Source organism: Sulfidibacter corallicola (genome assembly GCF_017498545.1).
GTDB lineage: Bacteria > Acidobacteriota > Holophagae > Acanthopleuribacterales > Acanthopleuribacteraceae > Sulfidibacter > Sulfidibacter corallicola.
The window spans coordinates 3,504,604-3,529,243 of record NZ_CP071793.1; the positions used below are offsets into that span (position 1 = coordinate 3,504,604).

The following is a 24,640-nucleotide window of genomic DNA, read 5'->3' on the forward strand; positions in this document are numbered from 1 at the left end:
CGCGATATCGTTTTCGGCGATTCACGCGTTCCTCATCTTTCGGGCCCTTGGACGTCGTGACTCCCGGGATTCTTGCCTGGTCTCCCTCCCACCCAGGAGGTCGTGATTGACGTCATCATCCAGCCAGTCCCTGCGTCTGCGCGAGCTGGAACATTTTGAAAAATTGGCGGAAGCATCCACGGGTTCCCTGCCGGGGGCGGTTCCGGCCACGGGAACCCCACCGGGATCCGATCCGCATCGCCAGGCCCTGGCACGCCTGGTGGACCACCTGGACGATCACCTCGTCGAGGTCGACCGGTCGCGGGCCTCGGGAGATCGAGGTACACCCGCCGCCCTCGCGGTCTTTCGCGCCCGCAACGGTCCACGCTCGCTGCTCTACGTGATCGTGACCCAACCGGGCCACATCCTCCTGGGCCACGCCAACGATCTGAGCCGGGTCCCGGTCGCTTCTCAACTTTCCCAATACGACCCCATGTGGCACGAAATCCTGTCGGTTTCGGTGACGGCCCGCTTCCTGGGCAACAAGTCCGATCTGTGGATTCTGGTGCGACAGCTCTCGCCGAACCAGGATGAAAAACCCTGTACCGTGGCCTATCACGGGTTGGTGGGCGCGACCGACGACGGCCGCCTGATGCTGGAGCCGTCCTCCGACAATTGGCACCCCGAACCGGAGCCGAGCAAGACCGCCACGAGTCGGCGTTCGTCGCCCCAATGGCGGCCGCACCCTTCCGGAAAACTGCCCAAGCAAATCCGGTCCTGGCGCGTGTCCTGTTCACCGCTGACGGAACCCTTCGGCCTGATCCCCGAACGGGTGATGCGATTTCTCAACTGGCAGGAGAACAACCAAAACGACCACCTCAAGTTGGTGGTGCGCGGACGCCACCATCTGGCCACGCTCACCGGAGATGAAGTCAACATCGTGCCCCTCGCCAAGAACACGCGCATGGCGATGAGTCTGGAACGGAGCACGCCAGACCTCAAACCGCTGATAAGACTGCGCATGCAGCGGCGGGGCAAGCTCGGCGGGAAAAATCATCGATACCGCCCCGGGGGTCACGTGCGCGCGGTGGCACTGTACGATCCGGACCCCAACGACGCGATAGGCATCGCCAGTTGCGAGGACCACTACCTGTTCGGGTTCGCGCAAACGGGCAACACCTGGACGACCTCATGGGCGCATCCCTGCACCAAGCTGCCCGTCGCGCTGGAGTTCCTACCCGACGAGGAGCGAAAAACCTGGCCCGACCTGCTGGCCGTGCTGCACGATGGCTCCCTCAAGCGGTTTCGCCGCATCGAAAAGGGCCGGTTGCAGGCGGTCTGGGAACGGCTCTGGCGTGCCCTGGGCTTCGAAACCATGAATACGCTGCCCCATCCGCGACGGTCCTTTTTCAGAGGGGCCGAGCCGGCGGTTCGCAAGGCGGCGCTCCACGCGGAGATCGAGGAGGTCCTGGCCCACCTGACCGACGCCGACGAGGAGCGACTCGACCACGACTTGACGGCGCTGAGCGACTGGTTTCATCCAAGCGAGAACCACACGGTGCTGCGCGACGGGATGGCCCGGTTGCTGGAAGCGTTCCGCGACTCCAAAAGACGTGCGTTGGGCCATCTCGCCTCCAGGAACGAGACCTTCCTGACGGTCCTGATTCAAGACATCTACAACCGGTCTCACCTATCCCTGAGAAACTCGATCGACCGCATGGTCCGCAACACGGAATTCAATCGCGAAGAGCGGGAGCGGCCCGCGATCCGGTTCCTGCGCCGGATGGCCGTGCAATCGAAGGGCGAACTGTTTCACGAAACGCGGGCGCCACAAAGCATCGACGACACCATCTACCGGGCCGGGCTGGGCATCGAAAGTTGGGCGAACCCGCTCGTCATGGGCGACACGCAACGCATTTGGCAAGTGGACCACCTGGCGCAAACCGGGGTGGCCGGCAGCTTGATCGACGCGACCTCGCCCGAAGAAAAGCCCAGCGGCTGGGTGGCTTCGGCCGATCGACGCCAAATCCGTATTTTCCACTTGAAGGACGCCCGCCTGATTCACCGCGGCAACGTGCAGTTCATTCGTTTCAAAACCGATCGGATCCGCGACATGGAGCGCCTACCAGGACCGCGCGCGGACCGGCTTCTGGTGCTCACCCATTCGGGTGCATTGATCCTGTATCGGGTAGACCAAGACGGAGCCGGGGTGGAAGAACGCGATCGCGTCACGTTCGAAAGTGCCGGCAATCCGCGCACCCTCGCGGTGTGTTCGTTCGGGGTGGACGACCAGCTAGCCGCGGTGGCCTTCGTGGAAAAGGGCCGCTCGCGGGTGGGATTCGTGCGGATCCGGGGATATGGGTTGGCACCGCCCGTCACCCATCACCTCGACCTGATGCGCATCAGCCATCTCGACCTGTCGATTCACGAAGAGCGTCCCTGCCTGATCGCCGCCACCGAATACGGTGGCCCGATTCACTGTTACCGCGCGAACACCGAATGCACCGAGCTGGTGCACCACCAGTGGTTTCACATCATGCGCCAGGGGGCGACGGCGATTTCCTTCGACGAGGGCCGCGATCCACGATTCATCCTGGCGGGCGATCGCGAGGGCATGCTCTGGTGTATGCGCATGGACGCATCGCGCCAGACCCAAAAGCTGATCTGGACCCATCGCGTCGACCACGTGGTACACGACATCGAGCGGGTCTTCCACGACAAGCGCCCGCACTTCCTGGTGGGCACCGAAAACTGCGATGCGCTGCTGTTCGAGGCCGAAACCGGCCGGCGCGTCTGGTCTCGCAAGCTGCCGTCGCCGGTACGCCGCATCAGCCGCATGCACGACGACCGCGAGGTGTTGGTGCTGGGCCTGCACAGCGGGTGGATCTCGCTGTTCTCGGACGATCCCCACCGCCACGCCACCCTGGACCGGGTGCGTTCCCTCTTCGAAAACCTGGAAGAGGTCGATCCGGGAATCCTCCAGGAAAAATGGGAGGCTCGCGATACGGGTTCGGTGCGCGGCATTTTCATGGTGGAAAACGAGGGCAAGAGTTACCCGGAAGCCCTGGCTTCGCTGGACACCCAGCCCCTGGCCCGCCAACGGCTGCTGCGCCACCTAGTCCAGACCAAGGCCAAACCCACGATCGACCCGCCGGCAGAGCTCCACGATCCCCTCGCCAACTCGGCGAACTTCTGCGAGGACCACCTCGCACGCACCCTCGCCATACTCGACTTCCGCGAACTCTATTTGATCCTCTCCTACCTGCCCGCCCAGTGGCACGCCTGGGACGAGCCGATTTGGCGCGCGTTGAAACAACGCGACCCCGATCCCGAAGACGAAGGCGAGGGTCCCTACGCGACCCGCGCGGTCGTCAGTTTTCTGCAACGCCGTGCCGAGCGGGATTTGACGCCGGCGCTGCTGGCGGAACTCTATCCCCACCTGGATCGACACGACGATTCATGGGTCAAGCTGGAAGTGGCGCGGGTGTTACTGGTGCTGATCGAGAAGCGTCGATCGCCCACCGAGCCCGAACCCTTCGTGGGCGACCTGATCGCACACCTGGTCGACTTCGATCCGGAGCTGGTGCCCCACCTGGAGGCGGTCATTCCGTTTCAGAGCCCGCTTCTGGGGTACCTGCAAAGCCTGACCCGGCTGGTCAAGGGTCTGGATGCCTCCCAGGGCGGCTTCTCCCAAGCCGATTTGAACCAGATCTCGGACGTGATTCGCGCGGTCAATCGCGATCCACGCCCCTCGTTGTTGAGCAAACCCCTGTTGCAGCTCCTGAGCGCATTGGCCGACTGGTTCCAGATCGTGCGCAAGAGCCAGAACGGCGCCTGGGCGAGGTGGCGCAAAAAGGTGCTGAACGCGATGCGCGCGCTTTCCGAAGCGGTCGGTCACCTGCAAGCCGCCGATCCGCCCTTGGACATTTTGCTCACGGGCATTCGCAACCTGTTGGGTGAAGAACCGGTTCCCAAGGATCAGGAACCACTCGAACAACGCCACGCCTGGCTGGAGCGCCTGCGCAAGCGCAGCTACGGCCAATGGCGCAGCGGTCGCCCCCAACGACACCCTTGGGCCCCGCTGTTGGAGCGCCTGGTTTCGCTGTTTCAGGATTATTTGGACTACTTCATTCACATGGAGACCGAATCGGTTCTGGCGACCGTTCGCCCCCACTTGGAGCTGATCGGCCAGGACGGCGATCGCAGCCAGATTCGCCTCAGTCTCCGCGCGGTGCCCGAGGGGTTCCGGGTCTTGCGGGACGTCACACTGACCTTCGATGTGGACCACGGCGCCTCGGGCCTCGGCGAGCCGGGCCAGTTGGTCCACCAACAGGACGTGTTGCACTACCCCGATACCTTCTCCACGTTCGATTTCGGCTTGCACGGCTTGCGCGCCGAAGACCAGGCCTCGGTCACCATCATCGCCCGGCTCGAGGCGGGCAACGGGTATCGCCACAAGGAAGCCTGGGAGTTCCCGATCAAAACCGAATCTCCGGGGGCCGGCTTCACCCTGTGGCAATGGGCGCCAGACCTGCTGGGCGACTTTCTCAAGCAGATCAGCCAGTACCGCAAGGGCGCGGGCCTGATCGCCTTCGATGCGGAACTGGGTGTCGATCGGCTGATCTCGGCCTGGATCGACCAGAACAAATCCCGTTACCTGGATCTGGACGGCTTTCTGGCGGACTACGGCCCGGGCCGTCGCTACGATGCCACCCAACTCCACCCGGAGTTGATCGTGGATCGGCTGAAATGCGAACTGGGCGATCTGGGCCCGGTTTCGCACGCATCGCGACCGGGCATCAAAGGGCTGAGTCCCCTGCTGCTGGGTCCGAGCCATCAACTGGAGGAGCGTCTGGCCGCCGGCGAGGCCCCGGAATTCCTGGAGAACTGGTTGCAATTCCTCCGGGAGTGGTCCGCGAACGGTCGCAAACCGGCGCTGCTTTGGCTGGTCTCCTCGCGACTGGCCAACAAGTGCCGCGGTTTGGGGCTGGGTCCCTTGAGACGCCACGCGGCCCACCTGTTCGTCAAGCAGCGCCTGTCGGCCCTCGCCGGCAACGCGAACCTGAACGAGCTGCTGGACAAGATCGGGGCCATCACCGGTCAGGACCGCGCCCAGTGCGCCGCCCGCTGCGCCGAGCTGGGCTGGGACCCGCGCTTCATCTTGAGCTGGCTCAACGGGGTCCGCATCCAACCCGATCGCGCCTCGATTCCGACCACCCAAATCCACGAACAACGCGCCATTCGCGATTGGATTCATTCGGACCTGGCTTGCCTGCAGCCGATGGAAACCATTTTCACGCTGTTCGGCGCCAGGGCCAATTCGGTACTCGCATTTCACGACGTGGAGGAAGGGCATGTGGCGGCCCAGGACTACCTGTCCCATCCCCGCCAAAAGGCCAACAGGCCCAAGATCCTCCAGGAGAAGGGTCGACGGTTCAGTCGCGAGAGCCTGCGCAAACTGAAATCCGACGGACGCGCGAACAAACTTCGCATCGAAGGATTCGGCACGCGCGGAACGGTGGAGGAAAACGACAGCGGTTTGCGCGGCCTGGCCATGACGCAAAATCGTGCACGTAAAAAGGATCTTTTTCAGGTTTTGAAGCGGAACGGACTGGGCACGGAAATCGGCGGTATCTTCCGGACGGGTGCCCCCTATCGTTCGATCATTCTGGAACTCTACGCGCGCTTCGCCGACGTACCTCCCCACGAACGCGACACCCAGGTCTACCAGAACCTGTTGGGATCGGGTCGTTTCCCGTTGGAAAACATGACGATGTCCGATCTGTCCCGCAACGCACCGGAACAGTTGCACGACATGGTGCCCCACGCCCGCCTGGACGACCTCAAGAAGTTGCACCGCCTGACCACGCTGTGGGGGGACGAGGTGGAGGACGAGCAACGCGACCACCTGCTGCACAGCCTGTTCGGGGCGGTCCGCGTGATCAACGGCCACGCCCGCGGCCACTGGTACGCACCCCTGGGGCACCTACCCATTCCGGTCTTCGCGGTGGTCGAGGCGCCGCGGGGTACACCGAAGCATCCGGCCTGGTTTTTGGCCTGGGTTCCCAAGGGACGGGCACCGCAATTCAACCTGCTGCACGATCACCTGGACAGCGCCGCCAAGGCCCGTTGGGCCGAGGAAGATCAAGGCGCCAACCCGCCCGATACCCCCGGCGACGACCTCGAGAATTCGAGCACCATCGAGCCGATCCGCGACGATTCGCCGCACCAGGCGGTACCCATTCGCATGGCCCTGCTGGGGCCGGGCCTTCCACCCAAAGCATTCGACCAACAATACCGGGTGGCGGTCCTCCAACCGCGCGACTTGATTCGGGCCGTGTACTCCGGCGACCTGCTCAAGGGCATGCACACCCGCATTCGCGCCCAAATGCGGTTGACCGCCCTGTCGCCGTTCCAAACCAGCGGCGCGTTGCCGCCCGGCAGCCCGCTCTTCAAGGGGCGCGAGCAGGAACTGGATTTCATCTTCTCGCGCATCCGCAAGGTGAGCATCCTGATCGTGGGTAGCCGGCGCGTCGGCAAGACGAGCTTGTTGAATCGCGTCTGGTTTTGGGCGACGCGGCAATCGGATCTACTCCCGATCTACTTGGACCTGCAAGGTATCCGCGATCGGCACGGCTTCGAGGAAACCCTGCGCGACGCCCTGCGCCACGACACCCGCGAAGAAGTGCGGGCGATGGCCGATCGCGATGTGCGCGAGCTGGTGCAGGCGGCGCGCGCCAACGGCCGCACGGTCCTGTTCTGCCTCAACGAAATCGATGGTTTGGTGCACTACGACCGCGACTACCTGGAGACGTGGCGCGGCCTCAACGAGCGGGAGGGCACGCGCTTCCTGATGGTCGGCTATTCGGCGATCAGTCACCTGGGCGATCCGCGCTCCTCCTTCTTCCACTGGACCGAAGGTCTGGACTTCGAGGGCAAGGCGATCGCCCTGACCTCGCTCTCGCCCCAGGGGGCCAAGGGCATTCTCGACCTGCTGGTGACCTCGGACCTGCCACTCACCTGGCGCGCCGAGGAAGAACGCGAGGCCGCCCACAAACTCTGTATGGCGCGCGGTTACCGCATTCCCTGGGTGTTGCAGCGTTTCGGCCAACTGATCGTGGAACACATGGAGCGGGCCCGCCGCACCGAGTTGACCTACGACGACGTAGCCATGATCCTCGACCACGAGGGCCAGGTCGTGTGGCAATACATCGACAGCATCAATTACAACAGCATCGCCCACGAAGAACACCTGCTCGGGCACTCGGCCGGTTTCAAATTGATTCTCTACTCGCTGGCGCGGGTCCGTTACTTTCTGGGCGGCCCCAACGCCCCGATTCGCGATCCCAACCTGCACAAACGCACCCCGTTCGGCCGGGATCTCGGCTTTACCGTCGGCGAAGCCCGTCAAAATATCCTGGCGTCCATGGAACGCCTCCTGATCGGTCGGGAGTACGCCCTGCTGGCGCGCTGGGTCGAACGCTTGGACTTGGCCAAAGTCTTGCGTCTACTTACGTTGACTCTCATGCTGGAACCAGACCCCAAGGTCAAGGATCGCTATGGTTTCATGCTGCACATCCTGCCGCTGGAACTGCAACAGAAATACGGTCAAAGCGACCCGACGCTCGACAGCCTGATCGTGGAGCATTCGATCGAATTTCTGAACCTGCTTCGCAATGGACCTCAACGCCACTGAGCCGCACTTGTGCGACATCATGTCGCCCCCGCCATGTATTTCACGAGCTGGAACCCGTTTAAAAGGAGCCATTTTGAGTCACGCCTCAACGGACACCCATCTGGTCGACCACCACGGTCACATCACCTGGGATCAGGGTCGCGTTCACCCGTTGATCCACTTTTATGCGAAAGGCAACTACCAGCGCCTGCCGCAAAAGCGCAAGTTCGTCAGCGCCCAGGCATTGAACGCCACTCCCAACGTCCTCGTTTTCGGCGAGCCGAGCGGTGGTGGGCGATCGTTCCTCAAATGGTTCAAGAGCCGGCAGGCGGATCCGTGGTTGATGGTGCGGGGAAGTGAGTGGAGCCAGCAGGATTTCGCGACCTCCGAGCACTTCGAAGATCCCGAATTGAGGCCCGTGCTGGATCTGTTGCAACACTTCGGCGATCCCGAAACGACCGACCGTTTGGCGCTCATCAAAAAAGCCTGCCGCGCCTTTTTGGATTGGTCGCGGCATCACGACCACGATCACTTCACCCTGATCATCCGCGAGTACCGCGGCCTGCACCTGCAGTGTGCCGAGGAGATCGCCACCTGCCTGCGCCGCCTCCGCGACAACGAGACCTACAACTGTCTCCACGTATTGATCGTCAGCCACTCGGAGACGGCCTTCCTGTCCAAGGCCACCAGCTCGGACTACATCAGCTTCTGCGAATGCTACCGCTTGCCGTTCTTCACCAAAAAGGAAGTGGCGGCGCTGGCCCGTCACCACCAGCCCGAGAGCGATCTGTCCCACCTGATCTACGACATCATGGAGACCACGGGCGGTCATCCGTTGATCACGCGCCATTTCTTCCAGTTGTTGGAGAATCACGAGGACCTTACCGACCCGGACACGGTGGATGCGGTCCTGGGTGAATTGATCGCCTCACCGCCGGAGGTCACCTCCTTCTGGTGCAACGACCTGAAACAGACGCTGGCGGAAAAGCCCCACCTGAAAACGGCGCTGAAGGAATACAAGGCCGGTAAATCGGTGGGCGTTTCGTTGTACCGCGACATTCCCAACGACGAGCGCCTGCTGATGATCGGCGGCTGGATTTCGCTGACCCACCGCAACCGTTGGGGCATCACCTCCCGATTCCACCAGAACCTGGCCGACCGGGCCCTGTTCGAGATGGAGGCCTGACATGAAGCGTCCTTCTTCGCTTTTCACCCCCGAACAATCGCAAAAAAACGTACGGGAGCGCCTGGTTCAGGAGTTGTGTGACGCCAAAATCCAATCGGCGGAATCACTGGGCCCCCTGCCTACCCCGTCGCGGGTTTTCGGCCTGCTGGGCCCGCGCGGCACGGGCAAGTCGACCATCATCCGGATGCTGCGCGATCCGGAATACGACGGATTTCCCCAACACTTCCTGCTCCTCCCCGAAATGGACTGCTCGGCCCTGCCGGAGGAGGTGGTGCCGGGCACGGCCCTGCTGGTCCACCTGCAAACCTTTCTCGAAGAACGCGCACCGGTGCACGAACAGGATCCCGAATTCCAGGTGATTCTCCAGGAATGCGACGAGCTGGCCGGCATCTGCGCCCGCACCACCAGCGCCTTTCACGAGCTTTCCCTCAACCTCGCCAGCTCGCCGCGCGACTACAGCCATTTTATGGCGGTGGTCTCGCGCGACCGCTTGACGCTGCGTCGCAAGGTCACGAGCTGGCTGGAAAAAACGCTGCGCCTGCTGCGCAAGCAGGCGTTCGTGATCGCGCTCGACGACTTCGACCTGATCAATGCCCAAGCCATTCAGCGTTGGCTTTTCAGCCTGCTCGACGAAATGTTCCAGGAACGGCTGTTCTTCATTTTGACGGCCGATTTCAACCGCCTGGAAGACACGGATCTCACCCAATTCCGCGGCATCGACAAAAAAACCCTGCGGGCCCTGATCAACAAGTTCCTGCCGCCGGAGAACCGCATCGACATCCAGCCCTGGAACATCGCCCACGATCACGATCTGGTTCACTTCTTCCACTATGCGATCCCCGACTCCTACCGGCGTGATTCGCTGCTCACCACGCCGGATCGGCTCGCGGGTTTCTTTACGGACCACCCCATTCAAAAAGGCCTGTACCGGCAGTTGATTCCGTTGTGGCCCAGGGGCCTGGAAGACCTGTTCTTCGGTCTCAACGACCACCATCAAAAAAGCCTCGGCACCGAACCGGACGCCCAGGAAAAGTGCCGTCGCCAACGCGAGGTGCTGGTGAAACTGGCGGCCTGCCGCGCCGAGTCGCTGCTGGTGCGGCGCCTGCGCAAGCAGGATCCGGCCGGCTGGCCGCGGGTGCTGAGATTCCCCAAAAAGCGCCAATCGGTGGAGGATTGGGACCACACGGTGGAAATCGCGGCCATCCGCATGAACGATCAAAGCCGGCCCTTCACGGCCCTGGCCCAGGTCACGCCCGACGACGTGCTGGAATCGGGACCGTCAGATTCGTGGAGTTCGGTACCCCGCTCGGACGATTCCGGCAACGTGAACACCGGCGGCCGGAGAAAGCCCTGGGACGTCTCCCGAGCGCAGGTGCCCTTCTGGGCCGAGCTCCTCCTCAACATGGGCATGCAGGAAAGCCATTGGCAGCCGGTCTCCCACGCGCTGCGCAACCGGGTTCACGTGCTCTACGGTTGGTGCGATCTGGCCGACCGGGTTCGTCAGGCTCACTTTCGCACCCGCATCAGCCGGCCGAATCTGACCCACTCCCTGATGACGCACCAACTTCCCTCGCGCGCCTACCTGACCTGGATCGACGCCTCGCCCGAGCGGACCGACCCGAGCAGTGGCGACCTGGTCGTGGAAATCGGCTGGCGGCCGCTGCTCCAGGCCCTGCGCGGCGATCGCGACGCCAGTCTCTCTTCGCTGATGGCCAGCCTGCACTTCGATCCCACCAACCTGCGCTTCGCCGACCCGATGACCCCGATCCCGCGCCACGTCACGGCGCTTCGGGTCCTGCCCGGAGAACTGTGGGCGCTGGTCCTGTTGGTCGAAGGCCTCACCCGCTGCCCCTGGGAAAACTTCCCCACCTATCAAGGCTGGTCGATCGAACTGTGCGCCGTGCTCGCAGCCGCCCTGGTCCACACGGCCTACGCGTGGGGCCTGATCGCCGCCGGCATCCTCGAGGAACAGGACCTCACGGAACCGGAACGGGGGCTCCTGGACGCGGTAGTCCGCAAGGATCCCTATACTTGGCTGCATACGAGCGAATCCGGCGGCCGTCGCTGGCGTAACCGATACGAAGAGGAGCTGCTGTCCGACGTCTATGCCATCCTCAATCGCGGTCACTTGGCGAACTTGGTGGTCGATCGCGAAGACGCGCTCAGCGAAGCGGCCCACGCCTACCTGAAAGGTGCCGTCTACCTGGCGGCGACTCAACGCGCCGAAGCGTTGCATCGCGACGCCAACCCGGACGATTTCGTGGACGACGACGATGCGCTTTCAAACTGAATCGATCACCGATCTCTTCGCGGAAGCACTGGGACTGACGGCGCTGCCGCTGCTGGACGTGCGGGCGCGGGGACTGTCCGCGCGGGAACAGTTGCGCAGCGGCATGGAGCGCCTGGGTTTTCGCGACGAAGAAACGATCGCCGCGACCATCGACGAATGGAAGGCCCGTCCGGCCTCGATGGTCGATCGGGTGCGCAAATTGAAACGTGCGGTGTTCTGCCTAGAGCGCGGCATCACCGGCGTACGGCGCGATCCCACCGCCCAACGCCTGATGCGCCTCATCGATCCCGACCTGCTGATGTCGGTGCCGTCGAATTCGGGTGCACAGGTCTTTCCATCCTGGCGTCATTGGCCGACCGTACCCACCGTCAGCCACGAACAGGTAGCCGAACTCCTGGCTCACGGCTCGCACGAGAGCCACATCCATCTGGGCGGCGCCCTTCCGGCTGTGTACTTCTGGGTCATCCTGATGGGAGGAGAACTGTCGCCCACGACCATCGGGGGCCTGGCCGAACGCGTCCGCGGGCACGCACCCGACAGCGATTGGCGCCAGTCCCTGACTCGAGCCTTCTGGTGCCGCTACTGGCTGGCCTCGGCCCTGGACCGCCATAGCCGGGCCGTCACGGGCACGCCCGCCTTCGCCCAAATCAGGCCGGAAGCCTGGGCGCGACTGCAGTTGGACCGCGATGCTCCGCCGGGACTGGGTCCGCCCAGACGATTCCATCGGACCGATATCGCCTGGGAACTGATCCCGAACCACATGGCGCAACGTCAGGCGTACACGGAGCGACAACACCGCGAGCGCAAACTGCGTCCCCCTTGGCCATTTCTGGACCCCCTGCGCCGACCCGGCTGTCGGTTGCGCATCTTCCCGCAGGCGTACGTCCACTACGCCGAAGGGGAGCGTCGCCTGGTTTCCGGGTTGTTCCGCATGCTGGAAAACCTGGATACCGGACGCGAGCCCGTCACGGTGGTGACACCGGATCGTCTGGCCCAGTACCTTCGCACCTATCTGCGCATCCGCAATGCGTTTCACCACCTGCTCTGCCACGACCAGGGCAGCCACGGCCTGCACCGGTTCGTCGAGACCTTCGCCCGGCGCGGTAAACTCTTCGAGGGAGGCGCGGGCACATCGGCCGGGTCGCGGCGACGCCGTCAACGGCAGCGGCGCACCTGGATCCGTTTCGAGCGCTGCCGTATCGCCGCGGCACTCGACAGCCAGTTGGTCGAACCCTTCGAAGGCGACGCGGAAGCCGCCACCCCGCGTCAGATCGAACTTCGCGTCAGCCTTTCCGGTGGGCCCGACCTCCAACGCATCATTCGCGCCTGGGCCAACGGCATCCGCGACCACCTGCGCCTGCCGTCGAACATTCCGGGCGACGGTGAGGTGCCCAGTTGGGACGCCCGCATCGACGATTCATCGCCCGAGAGATTTCGGCCCCACCAGGTGGGGCTGGTGGTTCACGCCATCAAAAAGGGCGATCGTCCCCACCATCGCGACGCGGCCCTGGAAGACGCCGTCCGGTACTGGCACCTGTTGCGCGACTATCCCCAGTTGCGCGGCCTGTTCGTGGGCTTCGACGCGGCCGGTCGCGAACGTCTGGCGCCGCCGCGCACCTTCGCCCCGGCCTACCATCACCTCCAAAACCGCGGTCATCGATTCGCGCGGTGCGGAACGCCGCCTCCCATCCGACTCGGCTACACCTTCCACGTGGGCGAGGACTGCGCCGACATGCTTACGGCCCTGCGACACCTCGACGAGACCGCCCACCTGCTGCTGCCCGAGGAGGGCGGCCGCCTGGGTCACGCCTTGATGCTGGGGGAAGATCCGGAGCGGTTCTACGCGCAACGGAACGGGTTCAGCAAACTGTCCATCGGCACCCATCTGCTTTCGCTGGTGTGGGCTTGGGGCCGGCTTCGCGAAGCCGACGAGCTGGATCACCACGCGTGGCTGGCTCCGGCGATCCAGGCGCTGGCCGCGTCCGGCGGAGATCTGCGTCTATCCGATTGCTTCACCGCGATGGACCTGCCCGAACACGACGATGCCGCGCCATGGCAACTGTCGACGGGCCGCCCGACACTCAGGCATCCGGCCCATTCGGAAACCGAGTTGTTGAACGTATTGGGTTTTCACGGCAATGCAGGGAGCAGCGTCTCGATCCATCCGGAACCCCATTGGTTCGACCTCGTCCGCAGCATCCAGACCCTGATGCTGGAACGCTTGCGCCAACGGGAGGTCTGTATCGAGGCCAATCCCACTTCGAACCTGCTCATGGGCTGTTACGGTAACTACGCCGAACTGCCGCAAATCGGGTTCGCGGAAGCGGGCCTGGCGGTTTCGGTGAGTACGGACGACCCGGGCCTGTTCATGACCAGTCTGCCATCCGAATTCGCCAACCTGGCCGAGGACCTCCGTCGCCGCAAGGGCTGGCAGACCTCCCGGATCCAAGCCTGGCTGGAGGCCCGCCTGGCGGACAGTGGGCGCAACAGCTTCATTCACGCGGGAATCGGCGTTCCGAGCCCGGGCAGGCTGTTCCACTATCGACCCTGAAGCCCCGATTCCGGTAGCGAAAGGGCGATCCAGTCACGGCTTGCCGCGCTTGGCCTCGATGGTCGCGATGGCGCGGTGCCAGGTCTTGCCGCCGTCGTAGCTGCGGTCCTTGCGCCAGGACCAGGAATCGGATTCGATGTCGAAGAACGTGTTGCGGTCCACGAAGGCACCGCGTTGATCCTCGCCCTCCCCTTCCATGACCATGGTTTCACCATCCTTCCAGGAGAGGAAATGCTTCCACTGCAAGGTGCCGGCGGGGAGCCACCGGCATTCCCACTTCTTCAGCACGGGATTGAACGACCGAATATTGATGCCGAAGAAGGCCGGCTTGCCTGATTCGTCGTGAGACACCCATTCATCCTGAATCGCCCATCCGTCGAGTATGAAATGGGCCTTCCAAACGGCGGTACCTTGCTTGGTGGAACCATCGGGTAACCGGGACTTGATGACACAATCCCAGGTCCCGATCATGAACGCGTACTGGATGGTTTCGGAAGGCGCTTTGGGATTGGGCTGGGCCATGCACGGAAACACGATCAAACTGGTCAAACCAATGATTACCAAATGCTTGTGCAAAATCATAAATTGGTTTTTTATTTGTGCACAAACGGTTTCTGCCTTATTTTTCCACATCGAAACAACTCCTGCCGCGACGGATCTCGAAACGCGACCAGGATGTCCCGGTGCGGGAAGGACCATCTACCGCCGCCTGACTTCTATGAAATTCGGAATCTGTTATAGATCCTTACGCAAAAACCATCGAAGTACTTGCACCCCATTCAAAAAACCCGGCGGTCCACCAACGATCCCTCATCCGTGGGTGTGGCATCTCCAGAACGGGGTATACTGTGTGGCCCAATGCCGGGGCCCCGCGCCCCCGACCGGAGTCGCACGATTTGGAACCCAACGCCCTTCCGCCGCGCAAACGCGTCAACTTCAACGCCCATCGCTGCCCCAGTTGCAAGCTGCATCCCAACATCTGCATCTGCGACCACAAGCCGAACCTGGTCACGCGCACCCGGCTGGCGGTGGTGCTGCCCTGGCTGGAATCGGAAAAGCCCACCAACACCGGCATGCTGGCGGCGGACTGCCTGGCCAATTCACGCGTCGTCATTCGCGGTCGAGCCGGCGAGCCGGAACCGTCGGTTCGGGAACCCGGCTATCGGCCGGTTCTGTTGTTCCCGCATCCGGAATCCCAATTGCTGCGCGCTCCGCCGCCGGACGAACCGCCGTTGATGTTGATCGTGCCGGACGGCACCTGGCGCCAGGCGGCCAAGCTCCGCAACCGGATCCCCGACCTCAAACAGGTCCCCTGCGTGCATCTGCCGCCAGGTCCGCCTTCGTTGTATCGACTGCGCATCGGTAGCCGGGAACAGCGGCTTTCCACCATGGAAGCCATCGCCCGCGCACTGGGCCTGCTGGAAGGCGAAGCGGTGCAGCGCGCCCTGGAAGAGGTGTTCCGGCTGAAGGTTGAACGTTACCTGTGGCTGCAGGGAAAACTCAAGCGGGACCAGGTGTACGGCGGGATTCCGGAAGGCGCCCACGCCCACGACCCCCTTTCGGGCCTGCCGGAAACGGAACGCCTCAAATACGTCACCGATCGGTGACCCAACGGATTTCGGGAGGGAAACGGGCCGGTCCCGAATCGCCCAATCGGCGGCGATCCAACCGGTCCCGTCTCATCCTCGTCAGCCGCGTGCTTTGCGGTAGCGAATCTCCAGGCGCTCGGCCGTCAGGCGCTCGACGCCCAAGCCATCCGATTTGGCGAAGGCCTGCTCACGCGTCATCTCGCCCTCGAACACGCTTTCCCACAGTTGCACCAGGGTAAACTCCTGGGCGTGTTCCTTCATGCTGTCCTCGGCACCGGTTCCCAGTCCCATTTTCGACGCCAGCCCCTTCAGGAACCTCATTTCCGCGGGATCCACCGAATAATCGGCGAACAGCATGGCCCAGGCGAGCATGATCATGTTCTCGCGTACCGGCCCGGCCGAGGTCTCCAACAGTTCCGCCTCGCTCAGCGAAGGTTTGGCGAGCATCTCGTTGAGGGACAGGTGAGGCGGCAGAAAGTCGGCCAGCAAGGCCTTTTCTTCCTCACTCATGGTGCCGTCCACATTGCTCATTTCCACCAGGATGCGCGCAAGCACCTCGGCGTCGAACTTGTCGGTGATCGGATGGCGCTGCAGGCGCTTTTCGAACTCGGTAGCCATTTGATCGTGCGACGAGCGGCTGACCCAGGCCGACCGTTTCGGGTCCCACACGAAGCGGTGCGCCACCTTGTGAAAGGCTCGCAGGATGGCTTCGTTGCGCTCGTTCTCGGTGAAATCGGAATAGGTCTTCACGTTGTTCACGGCTTGCCGGGCGGCATCGGTGGCGATATTGGCCAGCGGATTGTAGCCGAAGACGTTGCGCATGACGCGATTCAAGGCACGTCCCATACCGTACTTCAAGCCGCGTTTCATGCTGGACTGAACCGAGTTGGTCGATTCCGGAGAGCGAATCATCTGCCCGCTGGCTTCGAAGGTGTCGCCGCTGACCGGGCACCGGAAAATACACTGGACGGTGCTTCCGTCGGCATGCTGAGATGCGAGCAGCGGTCGGACGTTTTCAATGGTGGCATCTTGCATTGGTTCATCTCCCTGTTTTTTGGTGGTTGATTTTCGACGACTCGAGAGCCGCGTGCCGAACCGAGCAGACGATACCGCCTCGAGCGGAACGCAAACGCGTGGTGCACGGCTACACGGCAGATCCACAACCCTCTGGGTGAAACGAAAGGACGTTCGAGGCTATTGTACCCGAGGGAGAACCCAAAAAAATCGAAGCCCATCTGTAAGTTTTGCGATGACCGACGCACTGTGCCCACGAGAGCCGGAAAAAGGACGCTCGCGAACGACGCGGGACCTTGCGACATTCGCTCTCTCTCGGTGGTCACACCGAAAGATACCATTTGGGATTTGCCTTCGTTTTGGTTATGCTGCACACCACCACATCATTCCCCACGATTGGCGATTGCGATATGGCCGGCGCCCTCACCCAACAGTTGCAGAACGTGCTTTCCGAGTACGGCGATCTGATCGCCCGCGTCGCCGCCACCTACGAAGCCGATCCCCACCTCCGCGAGGACCTGCTCCAGGAAATCGCGGTCGCCATCTGGCGCGCCCTGCCCTCCTTTCGCAACGAGGCCTCGCTCAAGACCTTCATCCTTCGCATCGCCCACAACCGCGGCGCCAGTTTCGTGGGCAAGCAGATGCGGCGCCCGCGCACGATCACGATGGAAACCGAATACACCGACAGGAAACCCACTCCCGAATCGGTGCTGATCGACGCACAGAGCAGCAAGCTCACCCGGCTCATGACGGCCATCCAGCAACTGCCCTTGAGTCAGCGCCAAATCGTGGCGCTTTCCCTCGAAGGGCTGCCCTACAACGAAATCGCCGACATTCTCGGCATCAGTGTTTCCAACGTGGGGGTCCGGCTCAACCGGGCCAAAAAAGCATTGAGACAACACCTGGGGGTGCATTGATGTCCAACGACTCAACTCATCACGACGCCCTGAACGCCATGTTCGGCGAGCCTTCCCCGTCCACCTCGATGGACTCGGACCCGGAGTGGAACGAGCTGGCTTCGGTATGGCAATCGCAGGAGACCCCCACCACCCTGGACCCGCTCTCGCACAAGCTCAAACGACTCATCAGATGGTCCAACATCTGGAACTACTGGGTTCTGTGCTACAACCTGACCGGCTGTGTCGTGGTGGTGTTCGCTTCGATCTATTTCCTTCAGAAGGCATCGCCCGTGCTGTCGATCCCCTACGTCCTGTTCCTCGGCCCGCTGGTGTTCTTCTCATTGATCTACGATTTCACCATTCGGCGCAAGGCGTGGCGATCGGACGCCAAAACCACGAGCGAGTATCTGGCGCTGGCCATCGAGCGCATCAAGATCGCCATCAAGATCCGCGTCTTCGCCAAATGCACCTACTGGGCCTCGATCTTGTTCATCTTCTTCTTTGCGATGTTGCATTTCGGCTACAAGGGTGGCGCGCTGATGCGTCGACCCGGACTGGCCATCGTCACCTACATCGGCTTGATCCTGTTCTCGTTGTTCGCGATCATTCTTTCCGACCACTGGAAAGCCCGCAAAGAGGCCGAGCTGGCTCGGTTCAAAGAGATGTACGACGACTTTTTCCGCGAAATCGAGGAGGGCTGAAGCGCATCGTTGGCGGCACTTTCACCAGGCCGCAGCGGTGCGTCGAACGTTTTTGCGGCGCTTGGCGGAGATCCACTCAACCGGGCCAGGGGATGGAGGTATCCGGATCGAAAAGCTCGGCGCGTTCGCGCGCGAACCACGACCCCCAACTGGGCGGCGGTTCCAGACGCCAGCCGATCGGTTCGCGCCGCGTGGGGTGGTCCAACTCCATGAAGTAGCTGTGCAGGGCGAGGTTCTGGCCGTCGAAGGGGGTCGCGGCGCGATAGCGCAGGTCGCCCAGCAGCGGATAGCCACGCGACGCGAACTGGACCCGGATCTGGTGCGGGCGGCCCGTATGCAGGTCGACCTCCACGAGGGTCGCCCCACCTTGCCGGCCAAGCGCCCGCCAGGCCAACGAGGCGTGTTTGCCCTTGGGATGGGTCTCGGAAACGACGCGCACGTTGCGTCCATCCTTGATCAGGTGATCCTCCCAGGCGCCGTTCCCCTCCAAGGCACCCTCCACGATGGCCAGGTACTTCTTGATCGGCCGGTGCTTCTTGAACTGATCCGTCAAGCGCGCCGCGGCCTTGGAGGTCCGCGCCAGGACCATGATCCCCGAAGCCGGGCGATCGAGCCGGTGGACCAGGCCCAGATAGACATTGCCCGGCTTGTTGAAGGTCTCTTTCAGGTAGCGTTTGCCCAACGTCAGGATATCCGGATCGCCGGTTTCGTCGGCCTGGGCCAGCAGGCCGGCGGACTTGGCCGTCACGAGTAGGTGATTGTCGCGGTAGATCACGTGGAGCGTCGGCGCGTTCATCAAGTGGTCACTCCCTTGGAAAACGGGCACGGGTTGGAACCCATCCAACAAAACACTTCGGTGAAAAGATGCGGCCCGTTTGCGGGTGGCCACCGTCCAGTGCCCATCCAGGAACGAGCTTTTCAATGGTTTTTCGGAATCGGCCTCGTTTCCACCGTAAAGAGGCCTCGGCAGCCAGCGGCCCTACCTCGACAAGGTGTTTGGCACCACGGGATTAGCTGATACCTGGCACCCGAAGGCCGATACCGTGCCAACCAGGCAAACCATCTTGGCCGTTGCGATCTTTCCGTTCCCGGATGGGCACATTCTAGTGCTGCCTCCATCGGTTCGCCACATGATTTTCAGGTTTCTGCCCACGATCTTTCGGACAGGGATACGGCAGGATCGACCCTCGCGGAAGAAAGCCGGGACAAGGCGTGACTTCGGGCTGCGGAGTCGGCCCACCGGCGTCGGTCCCAAGAACCACAGCAGAGCCGGCTCGATTCAGGTACAATGATTCCACTGATTTCTGAATTCTGAACTCTGATTTCCCCATCCCGGGCGCGTTTCGTCCATTCGAAGACGAACGCGGCCAACTCCGCCTGCTCCGTTCGGCACCCGCGGGAGATTTTCCGGTTTCCCCGGTCGATTGCGCTTTCTTGGGCAAGGACCCCAGATGTTGAAGGATTGCGAAACATGGTGACGTGGCCACAACGAAGTCGCCCGTCTCGCAGCGGGCCCGTGGACGAGGCCCACTGATGAGAGGGCTTTGCTCGGCGGACATGGTGACCGCCAACCTGGCCTTTCTCGATCGCTTCGATCCCGACGCGGCCGCTTTTCTGGCTCGGGTCAGCGACGATTCGGCGCTGGTGTTTCCCTCAAGAAACGGCATGCCCACCCTGCGCTATCGCGACCAGCTCTTTCACGACATCCAAGATCCGTTGGCGGAGGCCCGTGCGCTCGTCGGCCGTTGCCCGCAGGTACTTCACGTCCATTTCGGATTGGGACTGGGCTACTTCCTGGAAGTCGAGGAGCTGCCCCCACGGGGTGCCCTGATCGTCTACGAACCATGCCTGGCCGTGATGCGGGCCGTTTTGGCGGCACGCGCCCTGGAGCCCCTGTTCCGCGGTCGCCGCATCAAGTTGTGCTTCAACTTGGCGCACCTGCGCTACCTGATCCTGCGCTGCCGCGGCAAGGGGACCCCGGTGCGTATCTTCCACTCTCCGGCACACGTGGCCATGTTCCCGGAAGAGCAGATCCGCTTTCGTCGCGAGATCGAGTACCACGGCCCCGGCGCCATTCCCTACAGCCACCTCTACCCCTACATCGTGCGCAACACCGCCACCAATGCGCCGTCGCTGGTGACCATGCCCGGTTGCGAACAATGGGTCAACCGCCTGACCGGCAAACCGGGGGTGGTGCTCTCGGCGGGACCGTCCCTGTCGCGCAACATCGCCCAACTGAGGCCCTACCGCGACCGAGTGGTGCTGTTTGCCTTGGCACGGGTCGTCAAAACCCTGGAGCAGCACGGCATGGAACCCGATTTCCTGGTTCAGGTCGAGAGCCAGGATTTCAAGCACCTGATTCACGGCGTGAGTAATTTGGATCGAACCGTCTTCCTGGTGGCGGACCAGGTGCAACCGCGATTTTGGTGGGATTTCGAGGACCGCACCTATTGGTTTCTCTCCAAGAGCAATCCCTTGGACAACTACCTCAAGAGCCGTTATCCCCATTTCCGACGCATGGTGATCAAGACCGGTGGCTCGGTGGCGACCGCCGCCTTTTACCTCGCATTCTGTTTTGGATGCCAACCGTTGATCCTCATGGGCCAGGATCTGGCGTTCAGCGGTGGCCACTACTACGTGCCCAGCGGAGACAACCTGCCCTATCGCACCAAACGCTGTGCGGTGAACGGCCTGTTCGGCACCAAGCTGGCCAGCCAATACCAGTACCGACAAAACCTGGCCTGGTACGAGCGATCGATTCAGGTGCTGCGGCGCATGGATCCCAAACGTCGCTTCATCAACGCCACCGAAGGCGGCGCCCGCATCGAGGGCTTCGAGCATCTCAAGTTTCGCGAGGTGGCACATCGGTTCCTGGCAAGGTCCCCGCTGGTTTCCGGACCGCTCGCACCGGCACCGTGGTCGAGGGACGCGGACGGCATCGAGCGTTTCATGTACGGGCTGGAAGAAGATTTGAGCCGCTTGAACGCGTTGCGCCAGAGCTTCGACAAGGACGAGTCCTCCTTTTTGTCCAAGTTGGTTCATGCGGGCGAAAAGGCCTGCGGCCTCATGTCGCCGGCCTCGCACTTCGCCGGCCTGGGCGAGATGTTCAACCTCCACCCGGCGCTTTCCAGTTTGTTCCCCCACGAGTGGGCCCGCTTGGAACAGATGTCCCACGAACTGGGCTCGGCCAATCAGCGCAAGAACCCGGACGACATCTACCTCACGCTCTGGGCCGGTCTGGGGGCGGTTCATCGCGGCTTGAAGTTCACGATCGACCTGGTGCGCGAAGGCCTTGGCGAGACGCGCGAGGTGGAAACCGAATCCGAGTCATCGGCCACGCCCTCGACATGCGACGGCATTTGAGTTGGCGGGTGGGCGACATCATCATCGAAGGGCGGGCACCTTCATCCGACCACAGTGGATAGGGCGGCGGAACAGGCCCCGATCGGAACGCAGGGCCGAAGCGGAAACGACGTGGAAAAACACCATGCCCAGGGGAACGCTCCCTTCGATTGGACCAATGAAAATCAGAACAAAAAAGGTTGACTATTTTCCAAAATCAACGACAATACACTTGAACATTCGTTGAAGTGTTCATTTACCATTCATAACGTTCAGAGGAGGACATCGATGTCCGAATGTCAAGTTCACGAAGGCCATGACCACACCCACGGCCCCAACTGCGGGCATGTAGCTGTAAAACATGACAACCACGTAGATTACCTTCACGACGGTCACCTTCACTTCGTTCACGGCGACCATGTCGACGAGCACCTGATCGACGTTTCCTCCGAAAACCCTACCGATTGCACTAACGGTCACAGTTGCCAAGGTCATTCAGACGACCACGTCCACGGTCCCAATTGTGGCCACGAAGCCGTACCGCACGGCGACCACGTAGACTACCTGGTTGATGGGCATCTCCACCACCAGCACAATGGTCATTGCGACAATCACGGTCCACTCCAGCTCGCATGAAGTTTTGCCCTAAGAAAAGGCCCGTTTTTTCGAGAAAAACGGGCCTTTTCTTTATGAGCCCTCGCGGCAGCTCCTGCAGCGACATCGAGCCTGTGGTTGGCCCGCTGGGCCGACGCTTCGAAGTCGTTATGCATGTGGCGTGACCACAAGCCGAAGAGCGGAGCGTCGAGGTCCGCTCATCCCCGTTCATCGAAGAACGACCGTACAAGGAGCCCGCGTGCGGAGAGATTCGTTGGGCCTGTAGGTTGGCCCGCTGGGCCGACGCTTCGAAGTCGTTATGCATGCGCCGTGACCACAAGCCGAAGAGCGGAGCGTCGAGGTCCGCTCATCCCCGTTCATCGAAGAACGACCGTACAAGGGGCCCGCAAGCGGAGAGATTCGTTGGGCCTGTAGGTTGGCCCGCTGGGCCGACGCTTCGAAGTCGTTATGCATGCGGCGTGACCACAAGCCGAAGAGCGGAGCGTCGAGGTCCGCTCATCCCCGTTCATCGAAGAACGACCGTACAAGAAGCCCGCAAGCGGAGAGATTCGTTGGGCCTGTAGGTGGAGCAGCTTGCTCCACCAATCGAAGCGACATCGGCTTCGACAAAGTATTGAGCCAAAGAGCGAAGCAATCCATTCTCCCGAGCAGGCCAAAGCCGGAATTGCATCCCTCTCGAAAGTATTTATACATCGCATCCAAATGGCTTCGAATGGTTGACCTGGGCGGCCCCCTCACCCACAGGCCTTACGTCGCTTACGAGCATGCGGGCTCTTCGACCGCAGCCCTTCAGCGGAACCATTGACTCCGCTTTTGGGAGTCGTCCGACGCCGTGACTTGGGCCACTTCGAAGCGTCGGCCCAGCGGCCTTACCGGCCCTGCCCAACCTTACAGGCCTTACGCCCCTCTCGCGATGCGGGAACTTTCAACTTGGCGATTTCGGATCGGGGGCGCGAGGGAGATTTCGGGCTCCGCTTTTTGGCTCAATTGATTGTCGTTGCTTGAGTTGCTTCGATTGGTGGAGCAAGCTGAGGCTGTGTGAAAACCCTGAATTCCCTCGTTTCGGCCTGCACCGGTTCTTTTTCTTCACCGGCCGTTCCGGCCGTTCCGCAACTTAATCCTTATCTTGTTGGCTTTGGGGTGATGGTTTCTGTCTCCTTTTTCTGGTGAGGTAGCACCTGATCTTTTAATTAGCTTGGTTAAAACAACTTACAACTCAGTCGCGGTATTATTCTTACAGAGCTTCCATCAGTCTTTCTTGTCCCATGATGTTGAAGAACCTCTTCATGTTGTAGGCCAGGGCCGCCAAGTTCATTTCTGTCCTCACGTTCTCCATTCCTTTCGTTAAGAAACTCCCATACTGGAAGCTCGCCTTTAGCACCCCAAACGGATGTTCCACCAGCCCTTTTCGGGCCTTTTGCAGGAAGCCCTTTTTCTTGCTCTCCCGCTCTAACTCCTCGATTTGATCTTCATATGCGCTTCTCTCGATCTGTCGACCGCTTTTTGCGGTGGTGCATTGATCTCTGAGCGGGCATCCTTTGCAAGCCTTCGTTTTATAGATGGTTTTCGCTTGTTCTGAGCTCTTCTTTTTCAAGGGCTCCAACACCTCTCCGTTCGGGCACGTGTAGGTGTTCGCGTCCCTGTCGTAAACGAATGCCTCTTTCGTGAATCGACCCGATGTCTGCTGCCGGGTTCTACAGGGAGGCACCCTCGGTGTAATCCCTTCATCCAAACACTTCGCCATTTCCTGATGGCTGTAATATCCTTTGTCCGCTACAACCTCGCACTTTTCGATCCCCAGATTTTCCTTTGATTTTAGGCTGATCCCACTCAACTGGTCTTTATCGTTTCGCGCTTGGTTGACATCCACCGCCGCCACCAGCTTGTGCTTGTGATCCACTCCGATTTGCACGTTGTAACCCACTGTCTTCCCATGCCTTCCCCTCATTGCACGGGCGTCCTCATCTGTAAGAGATACCTGACTATCTTGGCTCTCCTTCAACCGAGTTTCGGCCTCCTTCAATTCCTCCTTTTGCTCCGTCAACTTGCGGATTTTTTCTCTCAGCTCTTTCTTGGTCGCCTTTTGAACCTTTGCCTCTTTCTCGTCCTGCTTGGTCAGCTTTTCCAGGTAGTCTTCGATGCGTTCTTCGATCTGGCTTATCACCTTCGCCAAACGCGAGGCATTGAAGTTCCGTGCCTGGCTGTTGACTGCTTTGAACTTGCTGCCGTCAATACCGAGCAATTCACAGCCGAACAATTGGTTCTTTTTGCAGAGTAGGGTGAACTGGCGAAATACCCCAGCGATCCCCTTTTTGTTGTTCTTGCGAAAATCGGCAATCGTTTTGAAGTCGGGTTTCAGACCACGCATCAGCCACATCAGCTCTACGTTCCGATGGGTTTCCTTTTCGAGGCCTCGACTGGAACGTATCTTGTTGAGATATCCGTAGATATAGAGCTTGATCAGGTCCTTGGGATCGTAGCCAGGGCGCCCGGTTTTTTTAGGTTCGGAACGTACGAATTTAAGTTCTTCCATGTCGAGCGAGTCGACAAAAGCATCAATAAACCGAACCGGATTCTCCTCAGCAACAAAGTCGTCCATGAGGGGAGGAAACATCTGGGTTTGATCACGAGGAGTGCCTGAAATGTATCTCATAAAACACGGATACCTCACTTGTTTTAAAAGACTTATAGCACAAAATTGCGCAAAAATAAACGTAAAATACTGATAAATATACATGTTATGAGTTTTCACACAGCCTCAAGCTGCTCCACCTACAGGCCTGGCGCCCCTCTCGCGAT

General features: G+C 61.3%; 13 protein-coding genes. 9 read left to right on the forward strand and 4 right to left on the reverse strand.

The features are described from left to right. Window positions 1–106 precede the first annotated feature (106 nt). The 4 genes from J3U87_RS10030 to J3U87_RS10045 all read left to right on the forward strand — a co-directional run bounded on the left by J3U87_RS10030 (window position 107) and on the right by J3U87_RS10045 (window position 13,681). Window positions 107–7,675 carry an ATP-binding protein gene (locus tag J3U87_RS10030; RefSeq protein ID WP_237382909.1) on the forward strand — a complete coding sequence of 2,523 codons (7,569 nt, stop codon included), beginning with the start codon at window positions 107–109 and terminating at the stop codon, window positions 7,673–7,675. A 73-nt stretch (window positions 7,676–7,748) separates the two neighbouring features. Continuing rightward, window positions 7,749–8,840 carry an AAA-like domain-containing protein gene (locus J3U87_RS10035; RefSeq protein WP_237382910.1) on the forward strand — a complete coding sequence of 364 codons (1,092 nt, stop codon included), beginning with the start codon at window positions 7,749–7,751 and terminating at the stop codon, window positions 8,838–8,840. Between the two features lies 1 nt (window position 8,841). Beyond that, a complete protein-coding gene (locus J3U87_RS10040; protein ID WP_237382911.1) occupies window positions 8,842–11,130 on the forward strand; it encodes a hypothetical protein in 2,289 nt (762 codons plus the stop codon). Next, on the forward strand, window positions 11,114–13,681 hold the full coding sequence (locus J3U87_RS10045; protein WP_237382912.1) for an amidohydrolase family protein: 2,568 nt from the start codon (window positions 11,114–11,116) through the stop codon (window positions 13,679–13,681). Before J3U87_RS10040 ends, J3U87_RS10045 begins: the two co-directional genes overlap by 17 nt. A gap of 33 nt (window positions 13,682–13,714) precedes the next feature. Here the strand turns inward: J3U87_RS10045 and J3U87_RS10050 are convergent, their stop codons facing one another. After that, window positions 13,715–14,230: a hypothetical protein gene (locus J3U87_RS10050; protein WP_237382913.1), complete on the reverse strand. Its 516-nt coding sequence runs from the start codon at window positions 14,228–14,230 to the stop codon at window positions 13,715–13,717. Between the two features lie 347 nt (window positions 14,231–14,577). Here J3U87_RS10050 and J3U87_RS10055 point away from each other — a divergent pair, with 347 nt between their 5' ends. After that, on the forward strand, window positions 14,578–15,288 hold the full coding sequence (locus J3U87_RS10055; RefSeq protein WP_237382914.1) for a tRNA-uridine aminocarboxypropyltransferase: 711 nt from the start codon (window positions 14,578–14,580) through the stop codon (window positions 15,286–15,288). Between the two features lie 81 nt (window positions 15,289–15,369). Here J3U87_RS10055 and J3U87_RS10060 read toward each other — a convergent pair whose 3' ends face one another. Further along, entirely contained in the window at window positions 15,370–16,305 is a 936-nt protein-coding gene (locus J3U87_RS10060) for a tellurite resistance TerB family protein (protein WP_237382915.1), read from the reverse strand. Between the two features lie 389 nt (window positions 16,306–16,694). Here J3U87_RS10060 and J3U87_RS10065 point away from each other — a divergent pair, with 389 nt between their 5' ends. After that, window positions 16,695–17,201 (forward strand): RNA polymerase sigma factor, encoded by a 507-nt coding sequence (locus J3U87_RS10065; RefSeq protein ID WP_237382916.1) that lies wholly within the window; start codon window positions 16,695–16,697, stop codon window positions 17,199–17,201. Continuing rightward, window positions 17,201–17,884, forward strand: a complete 684-nt coding sequence (locus tag J3U87_RS10070) for a hypothetical protein (protein ID WP_237382917.1) — start codon at window positions 17,201–17,203, stop codon at window positions 17,882–17,884. The genes J3U87_RS10065 and J3U87_RS10070 overlap by 1 nt, the downstream gene beginning before the upstream one ends. Before the next feature lie 76 nt (window positions 17,885–17,960). Here J3U87_RS10070 and J3U87_RS10075 read toward each other — a convergent pair whose 3' ends face one another. Further along, window positions 17,961–18,680: an RluA family pseudouridine synthase gene (locus J3U87_RS10075; protein ID WP_237384493.1), complete on the reverse strand. Its 720-nt coding sequence runs from the start codon at window positions 18,678–18,680 to the stop codon at window positions 17,961–17,963. Between the two features lie 737 nt (window positions 18,681–19,417). Between J3U87_RS10075 and J3U87_RS10080 the strand changes: the two genes are divergently transcribed. Together J3U87_RS10080 and J3U87_RS35250 are read left to right on the forward strand one after the other, a co-directional pair. After that, complete coding sequence (locus J3U87_RS10080) at window positions 19,418–21,247, forward strand: motility associated factor glycosyltransferase family protein (RefSeq protein ID WP_237382918.1); 1,830 nt, start codon at window positions 19,418–19,420, stop codon at window positions 21,245–21,247. 267 nt (window positions 21,248–21,514) lie between these two features. Next, window positions 21,515–21,862 carry a hypothetical protein gene (locus J3U87_RS35250; protein WP_420038261.1) on the forward strand — a complete coding sequence of 116 codons (348 nt, stop codon included), beginning with the start codon at window positions 21,515–21,517 and terminating at the stop codon, window positions 21,860–21,862. 1,213 nt (window positions 21,863–23,075) lie between these two features. Here J3U87_RS35250 and J3U87_RS10090 read toward each other — a convergent pair. Next, window positions 23,076–24,494, reverse strand: coding sequence for an IS1182 family transposase (locus tag J3U87_RS10090; RefSeq protein ID WP_237377403.1), 1,419 nt, complete (start codon window positions 24,492–24,494; stop codon window positions 23,076–23,078). Window positions 24,495–24,640 lie beyond the last annotated feature (146 nt).